The sequence below is a fragment of the Streptococcus danieliae genome, assembly GCF_025447695.1.
Lineage (GTDB): Bacteria > Bacillota > Bacilli > Lactobacillales > Streptococcaceae > Streptococcus > Streptococcus danieliae.
The window spans coordinates 1-7,051 of sequence record NZ_JAOBSU010000088.1 but is presented as its reverse complement, the minus strand read 5'-3'; the positions used below and the strand labels follow the sequence as shown (position 1 = coordinate 7,051).

The 7,051-nt window shown below is 44.8% G+C and carries 7 protein-coding genes; 6 read left to right on the top strand and 1 reads right to left on the bottom strand.

Annotated elements, in window-relative coordinates:
- Window positions 1-182 precede the first annotated feature (182 nt).
- On the bottom strand, window positions 183-2,372 hold the full coding sequence (locus N4310_RS06755; RefSeq protein WP_262092578.1) for an ATP-dependent Clp protease ATP-binding subunit: 2,190 nt from the start codon (window positions 2,370-2,372) through the stop codon (window positions 183-185).
- 163 nt (window positions 2,373-2,535) lie between these two features.
- Between N4310_RS06755 and N4310_RS06750 the strand changes: the two genes are divergently transcribed.
- The 6 genes from N4310_RS06750 (at window position 2,536) to N4310_RS06725 (ending at window position 6,786) form a co-directional block, all read left to right on the top strand.
- A complete protein-coding gene (locus N4310_RS06750; protein ID WP_262092577.1) occupies window positions 2,536-3,123 on the top strand; it encodes a GNAT family N-acetyltransferase in 588 nt (195 codons plus the stop codon).
- A 57-nt stretch (window positions 3,124-3,180) separates the two neighbouring features.
- Window positions 3,181-3,411 carry a DUF1797 family protein gene (locus N4310_RS06745; protein WP_135037840.1) on the top strand — a complete coding sequence of 77 codons (231 nt, stop codon included), beginning with the start codon at window positions 3,181-3,183 and terminating at the stop codon, window positions 3,409-3,411.
- Window positions 3,412-3,541: 130 nt separating this feature from the next.
- Window positions 3,542-4,225 (top strand): amino acid ABC transporter permease, encoded by a 684-nt coding sequence (locus tag N4310_RS06740; protein ID WP_262092576.1) that lies wholly within the window; start codon window positions 3,542-3,544, stop codon window positions 4,223-4,225.
- Window positions 4,225-4,959, top strand: coding sequence for an amino acid ABC transporter ATP-binding protein (locus tag N4310_RS06735; RefSeq protein ID WP_262092575.1), 735 nt, complete (start codon window positions 4,225-4,227; stop codon window positions 4,957-4,959). The genes N4310_RS06740 and N4310_RS06735 overlap by 1 nt, the downstream gene beginning before the upstream one ends.
- Before the next feature lie 38 nt (window positions 4,960-4,997).
- Window positions 4,998-5,849 carry a bifunctional methylenetetrahydrofolate dehydrogenase/methenyltetrahydrofolate cyclohydrolase gene (locus tag N4310_RS06730; RefSeq protein ID WP_160332394.1) on the top strand — a complete coding sequence of 284 codons (852 nt, stop codon included), beginning with the start codon at window positions 4,998-5,000 and terminating at the stop codon, window positions 5,847-5,849.
- A gap of 145 nt (window positions 5,850-5,994) precedes the next feature.
- Window positions 5,995-6,786: a 2-keto-4-pentenoate hydratase gene (locus tag N4310_RS06725; RefSeq protein ID WP_262092574.1), complete on the top strand. Its 792-nt coding sequence runs from the start codon at window positions 5,995-5,997 to the stop codon at window positions 6,784-6,786.
- The last annotated feature ends 265 nt before the right edge of the window (window positions 6,787-7,051 follow it).

The window sequence follows — 7,051 nt, the reverse complement described above, 5'->3', positions numbered from 1 at the left end:
CAAAAAAATCCAGTTCTATCAAGCGATTGAGTTAGGTTGATTATAACATAAAGTGATAAACTCGGGATTATATCATGATTTCTTTCTATTCATCTTTTTTAAAAGAAAAAAATTGGGGAGCGAGGAAGTGGAGGAATCATTTGAAAAAAAGGTGGGGCTGATTTCCCACCTTTAGAACAATCTTAAGATTCTATCTTTTCCACTTTTTGAGCAGATTTGATAAGAATCTGGCTATTCTGCATAACGGCTTTTAAGTTTTTCTCCTGTGGATGTTCAAGGTAGTAGTCGGTAATGGCATCTTCGATATGGTCTTGGATGGTCCGGCGAATTGGGCGGGCTCCCATTTTTGGATCATAGCCCAGGTCTACCAATTTTTCTTTAACCTTATCGGTTACACTGAGTTGGATGCCATTTTTGCTGAGGCGGTCCCGGACATCTTGCAACATCAAGTCGACAATCTGGAGCAGATTTTCTTTGCTGAGGGCCTGGAATTCGATGATACCGTCAAAGCGGTTCATAAATTCTGGGCTAAAGAAGTTGCCCAATTCGTTCATGACAGAGTTGGTGCGTCCTTCACGGCTAGCTCCAAAACCGACTGAAGCTTCTACCTTACCGGTACCGGCATTTGAGGTCATGATGATAATGGTATCCTTAAAGCTCACAGTTCGTCCTTGACCATCGGTCAAACGGCCATCGTCGAGAACCTGGAGGAACATGTGCATCACATCTGGATGGGCTTTTTCGATCTCGTCCAAGAGGATGAGTGAGTAAGGATTGCGACGAACTTTTTCGGTGAGTTGGCCGGCTTCATCGTAACCGACATAGCCTGGAGGAGCTCCGACTAATTTGGCAACGCTGTGTTTTTCCATGTACTCACTCATATCAAAGCGAATCATGCTATCTGTGGAACCAAAGAGTTCTAGTGCCAACTGTTTGGACAGTTCGGTTTTACCGACACCGGTTGGTCCGACAAAGAGGAAGCTGCCAATTGGCCGGTTGGGGCTACCCAGTCCAACCCGATTGCGGCGGATGGCTTTGGCGATCTTATCGATGGCAGGATCCTGTCCGATAACATGAGCCTTGAGGTCATCAGCAAGGTTGACCAGTTGGGATTGCTCTTTTTCCTTGAGATCACCAACAGGGATGTTGGTTTTTTGCTCGATAATCGCCTCAATGATTTTTTCTGTAATCACGGGCATGTCTTGGTCATGGATTTCGGTTTTTTGCAGCTCCTTGTATTTGGCAATTTGATCCCGGTAGTAGGCTGCTTTTTCAAAGTCCTCATCACGGGTTGCCTGTGTTTTGAGGCGCTCGGCTTCAATCAAGCGTTGATCCAATTCCTGGGGATCGACAAAGGTCAAGGTCAGGTTCATTTTTGAACCAGCTTCGTCGAGGAGGTCGATGGCCTTATCTGGTAGGAAGCGATCTTGGATATAGCGGTTGGAGAGGATAGCCGCTGCTTCAATGGCTTCATCGGTATACTTGACATGGTGGTAGTCTTCGTATTTTTTCTGAATTCCTTTGAGGATAATCAGTGTTTCTGCTACAGATGGTTCATCGACCTTAACGGGTTGCATCCGGCGTTCCAAGGCGGCATCTTTTTCGATGATGCGGTATTCATTGAGGGTCGTTGCCCCAACCAGTTGCAATTCGCCACGGGCCAAGGCTGGTTTTAGGATATTACCCGCATCCATATTGCCGTCGCCAGCACTGCCGGCTCCGACAATTTCATGAATTTCATCGATAAAGAGGATGACATCCTCCCGCTGGCGAATTTCCTCCATCAATTTTTGCATCCGTTCTTCAAATTGCCCCCGGATTCCGGTTCCTTGAACCAGACTCACCATATCGAGTCGAATGACCTGTTTGGATTGCAATTTTTGGGGTACATCGCCGTCGACAATTTTCTGAGCCAATCCTTCAACAACAGCTGTTTTACCAACACCTGGTTCACCGATGAGGACAGGGTTGTTTTTGGTCCGACGGTTGAGAATTTCAATAACACGGATAATTTCTTCGTCCCGACCAATAACAGGATCGATGTCGCCTCGTTTGGCAATATCGGTGACATTGATTCCGAATTCATCTAGGATTCCTTTTGGACGTGGTTTGGCTTGACGGGTCCGTTGATCTTGACCTGGTCGTTTGCCACTTTCCTCCTGCTCAGGCCGTTGGAAGTTACCCAAGTTTTGGAAGAAGTTGCCAAGTGGATCACTAGAATTGGAATTTAAGCCCTTGAGTAAGGACGCGTTAGGATCGGATTTCATAATTTGGTAGCAATTTTGACAAAGGTCAACTTGTTGCTGGTGACCATTAATACTTGTGTAGAGATGAATGGTCGCTTCATTGATTTTACAATTGTGACAAAGCATAACGGATCCTTTCTATTTCTAAAGACATTCTTTATTGGTCAATAAAGGTCAAATTTTCTTCTACTATTGATTATAGCACCTTTTTGTGACTTTGCAAGTAAAAAGTATGAAGGGGATTGACCCTAGAGGTGGGATTTTTTACAATAAAGGAAAGGAGGCTTTTATGGATGTTCAAATAAGATTTGCGCAACCGGAGGATGCAGAGAAACTACTAGCAATTTATGCCCACTATGTTGAGCACACGGCTATCTCCTTTGAGCATGCACCTCCGAGTTTGGCAGAATTTCAAAGACGTATGGAAACGATCCAGTCGTTCTATCCCTATCTGGTGGCAGAAGTAGATGACCAGTTGTTAGGTTACTGCTATGCAGGCCCTTTTCGTTCAGCTGCTTCCTATGCTTGGTCAGTCGAGTCGACTATTTATTTGAACCCTAACTGGCAGGGGAAGGGACTTGGTAATCTCCTCTATGATCGGTTAGAAGAGGAATTACAGGCAATGGGAATTTTGTCGATTAAGGCTTGTATTGGGGTAGGAGTTGAAGGGGATCCCTATAGTTCCAAATCCAGTGAACTTTTTCATAGTAAACGTGGTTACCAGCAGGTCGCTCATTTTCCCCAAGCGGGTTACAAGTTTCAGCGCTGGTATGATATGATTTGGATGGAGAAAAGTTTGGGGGAATTTGACAGTCCTCCTGCAGCCCCACAATCTATTTTAAAGGTAAAAAGGGATGTGAATGAGGAAGTCTCCTAGAATTTTGAGGAATTCTATGGTATACTTATTAGGAATTTAATAAATAGGAGAAACGTAATGGAATCACATTTGGTACGCATTATCAATCGTCTTGAAAAGATGGCGACAGATGGCGGCAATTTGAAACGAAATTTTGAACGAGACGGTGTTGTTGTTGCCGAAGTTTCCTATAGCCAGGACGAAGAACTCGGTTCAATCTTTACTTTGCGCGATGTTGAAGCACGTGAAACCTTCACTTTTGATAGCATTGATTTGATTGCAATGGAGATTTACGAACTTTTGTATTAAGCCTTCGTGAAAGGAGTGAGACAGTTTTTGTTTCACTCCTCTTTTTATCCAGTGCGGAATGAACTTGTTCGCCAGTAGGCTTTTTGGTAGAATAAGGGCATATTTACATTTTTTGTTGGAAGGGATTTTCATGTCATTTTCATTTTTACCACAGTTTTTGCCCTACTTTAATTACGGGGCCCTGGTTACTGTTATTGTATCTATCTTTGTTGTCTTTTTCGGAACCATTCTAGGGATCCTTTTAGCCTTTGCCCAACGTTCTAACTGGGCTGTATTGCGCTGGCTGGCCAATATTTATGTCTGGGCTTTCCGTGGGACACCGATGTTGGTTCAAATTATGATTGCCTTTGCCTTGACCCATTTGACAGCACCGTCGATTCAAATTGGGATTTTGCAGATCGATTTGACACGGCTGATTCCCGGGATTATCATTTTATCCATGAACTCCGGTGCCTATGTGTCAGAAACGGTTCGGGCCGGTATCAATGCGGTTCCTAAGGGACAATTGGAAGCCGCTTATTCCTTGGGGATTCGTCCAGCCAATGCCATGCGTTATGTAGTTTTGCCCCAAGCCGTTAAGAATATTCTTCCAGCCCTTGGTAATGAATTTGTGACCATTGTCAAAGATAGTTCCTTGCTTGCGACCATTGGTGTCATGGAACTTTGGAATGGGGCGCAAACGGTAGCGACAACAACCTACCAGGCCCTAACGCCTCTCTTGGTGGCAGCAGCCTACTACCTTGCCTTAACCAGCTTGTTGGGCTTGGGCTTAAAAACATTTGAAAATCGACTCAAACAAGAGGAGAAGAAATAATGACTGAAACCATTTTAAAAATTGAAGATCTTCACAAGTACTTCGGGAAAAATGAAGTCTTAAAAGGTATTGATTTAGAAATCCACCGTGGTGAAGTGGTTGTTATCATCGGTCCTTCAGGGAGTGGGAAATCGACACTCCTGCGGTCGATGAACCTGTTAGAAGAAGCGACCAAGGGCCATGTCTATTTTGAAGGTGTGGATATTACCGATCCGAAAAACGATCTCTTTAAAATGCGGGAGAAAATGGGAATGGTTTTCCAACAATTTAATCTCTTTCCCAATATGACAGTTTTGGAAAATATCACCCTCTCGCCCATTAAAACCAAGGGAATGGACAAGGCGACAGCGGAAGCCAAGGGAATGGAACTATTAGCCAAGGTCGGTCTACCGGATAAGGCCAATGCCTATCCGCAATCCCTCTCTGGTGGTCAGCAACAGAGGATTGCGATTGCGCGTGGCCTGGCCATGAATCCAGATTTGCTCTTGTTTGATGAACCAACCTCAGCCTTGGACCCAGAAATGGTGGGTGAGGTATTGGCAGTTATGCAGGAATTGGCAGAATCTGGGATGACCATGGTCATTGTCACCCATGAAATGGGCTTTGCGCGTGAGGTTGCGGATCGGGTCATTTTTATGGACGGTGGCTTTGTTGTTGAAGATGGTAGTCCTGAGGCTATCTTTGATAATAGCCAGGAAGAACGGACAAGAAATTTCCTCAGCAAGGTTTTGTAAAACCCAAGCTTGAGAGGATATATTAGGGGAGGTCGCACATGCAACTGTTAGATGGAAAAGCCTTAGCTCTCAAAAAAAGAAAGAACTTGGCTGAAAAAACAGCTCGATTGCTAGCTGATCAGGGCATTCAGCCTTGTTTAGTAGTTGTTCTGGTCGGAGAGAATCCGGCCAGCCAGGTTTATGTACGTAATAAGGAGAAGGCGGCGGTAGAAGCCGGCTTTGAAAGTCGGATCTTACGCTATCCGGAAACGATGGCTGAAACAGATTTGCTGTCTCTACTAGCAGATCTCAACCAGGATCCAGAAGTTCACGGAATCCTGGTGCAATTGCCCCTGCCCCCACAAATTCGAGAAGATCTTGTTTTAGAGGCTATCGATCCTCGCAAAGATGTTGACGGTTTTCACCCCTTTAATGTCGGTCGTTTGTGGACCGGGGATCCCTTACGGGTTCCGTCGACACCAGCTGGGATTATGGCCTTACTGGAAGAGTATGGGATTAACCCTGTGGGTAAAAAAGCGGTAGTCATTGGCCGCAGCAATATTGTCGGCAAACCGATGGCAGAGATGTTGTTAGCAGCAGATGCGACAGTAACCATGGCTCACTCAAAAACAGAGAATCTGGACCAAGTGGCTCGTGAGGCAGACATTCTGGTTGTTGCGATTGGTCGAGGTCATTTTGTGGGACCAGACTTTGTCAAAGACGGAGCGGTGGTTATTGATGTCGGTATGAATCGCAATCCAGAAGGAAAACTGATCGGCGATGTCAATTTTGAGGCCGTAAAAGATAAGGCCGCCTTTTTAACACCTGTTCCAGGTGGCGTTGGTCCCATGACCATTGCCATGCTCTTAGAGCAGACCTTCCAGGCTGCCTCAGAGACTCACCCTGAATAGAAGAAACAAGTCCTTGGAAGTGGTTCTTCAAGGACTTTTAAAATTCCTTACAAAATTTTCAGAAAAATAGGGAAAATTCTGAAAATCTATTGATTTTTCAGACAAAATCTCCTATAATAAAAGCAGAAACTAGGAGGTATAGCTTATGAAAGAACAGGAGAATGTGGTCGCAGAGGTGTCCCAAAAACTTTTCCAAGCCTTGGATCAGCAGGAAGCATTAGCCATGCAGGAACTAGATGGAGTTGTACAAGATATTGAAACAGCTTACCAAGTTCAAGATGCCTTTGTCGCTCTAAGAGGCGAAGACGTTCAAGGCTATAAGGTCAGTTTGACGAGTGAAGAAACCCAACGGATGTTTGACTCAACAGAACCGTTTTATGGTCAGGAAACCGTTTCTCAATTTGTAAAAGGACCTGTCACCCTATCTTTACAAGACTTGTTAGAGCCCTTGATCGAAATCGAGTTGGTATTCCGGGCCAAAGAAGACCTATCTCCCGAGGATTCTTTGGAAGACTTGTTGGATAAATTGACCCTTGCGCCGGGGATTGAGGTACCTGATGCACGCTTCAAAGAGTGGTTCCCAACCCTCAGCAAATATTTGGTTGTATCCGATAGTGCTGTAGCTGGTCGAATCCTGTATGGAGAAGAGCAGGATCTCAAAGGGCGCTTTACAGTAGCGGAATTGGCCCAAATTCCAGGTGTTCTTTACAAGGATGGAGAAGTTCTCGGTCAAGGTCTGTCTTCCCAAGTTTTAGGCAATCCCCTAGAGTCAGTCAGCTGGTTGGTGAAAAAGCTAGCGAGTCATGGCAAAACCTTTAAAAAAGGCCAACAAGTCTCCAGCGGCACCTTTATTATCCCACCCCACTTGGAAAAGGGACAGTACCGTGTGGAATATGGCAGTGGCGTTGGTCATTTAGACTTGACCGTTGTGGATTAATTCCATGCATCAGAAAAGGAAATCTCCCAATCGAGATTTCCTTTTTGCGTTTAAAAAGAGGCTGGGACAAAAGTTTAGCCTCTCTCTTTATGATTAGCAAAATAAGATGACGCAGTAGTTGATTGAGCCTAGCAGCATTGTATGCTGTTAGAGAGTACCTAATCTTTTTTGCGAAGCAAACTCCAATCGAGGCTGGGACAAAAGTCTCATAAAGCCTAAAAAGGAGAGATTCATCTACTGAAATGAGTCTCTCCTTTTCTTTTAG

Coding starts and splice junctions, on each gene's coding strand:
- N4310_RS06750 (WP_262092577.1), top strand. CDS start 2,536: ATGGATGTTCAAATAAGATTTGCGCAACCGGAGGATGCAGAGAAACTA.
- N4310_RS06745 (WP_135037840.1), top strand. CDS start 3,181: ATGGAATCACATTTGGTACGCATTATCAATCGTCTTGAAAAGATGGCG.
- N4310_RS06755 (WP_262092578.1), bottom strand. CDS start 2,372: ATGCTTTGTCACAATTGTAAAATCAATGAAGCGACCATTCATCTCTAC.
- N4310_RS06740 (WP_262092576.1), top strand. CDS start 3,542: ATGTCATTTTCATTTTTACCACAGTTTTTGCCCTACTTTAATTACGGG.
- N4310_RS06730 (WP_160332394.1), top strand. CDS start 4,998: ATGCAACTGTTAGATGGAAAAGCCTTAGCTCTCAAAAAAAGAAAGAAC.
- N4310_RS06725 (WP_262092574.1), top strand. CDS start 5,995: ATGAAAGAACAGGAGAATGTGGTCGCAGAGGTGTCCCAAAAACTTTTC.
- N4310_RS06735 (WP_262092575.1), top strand. CDS start 4,225: ATGACTGAAACCATTTTAAAAATTGAAGATCTTCACAAGTACTTCGGG.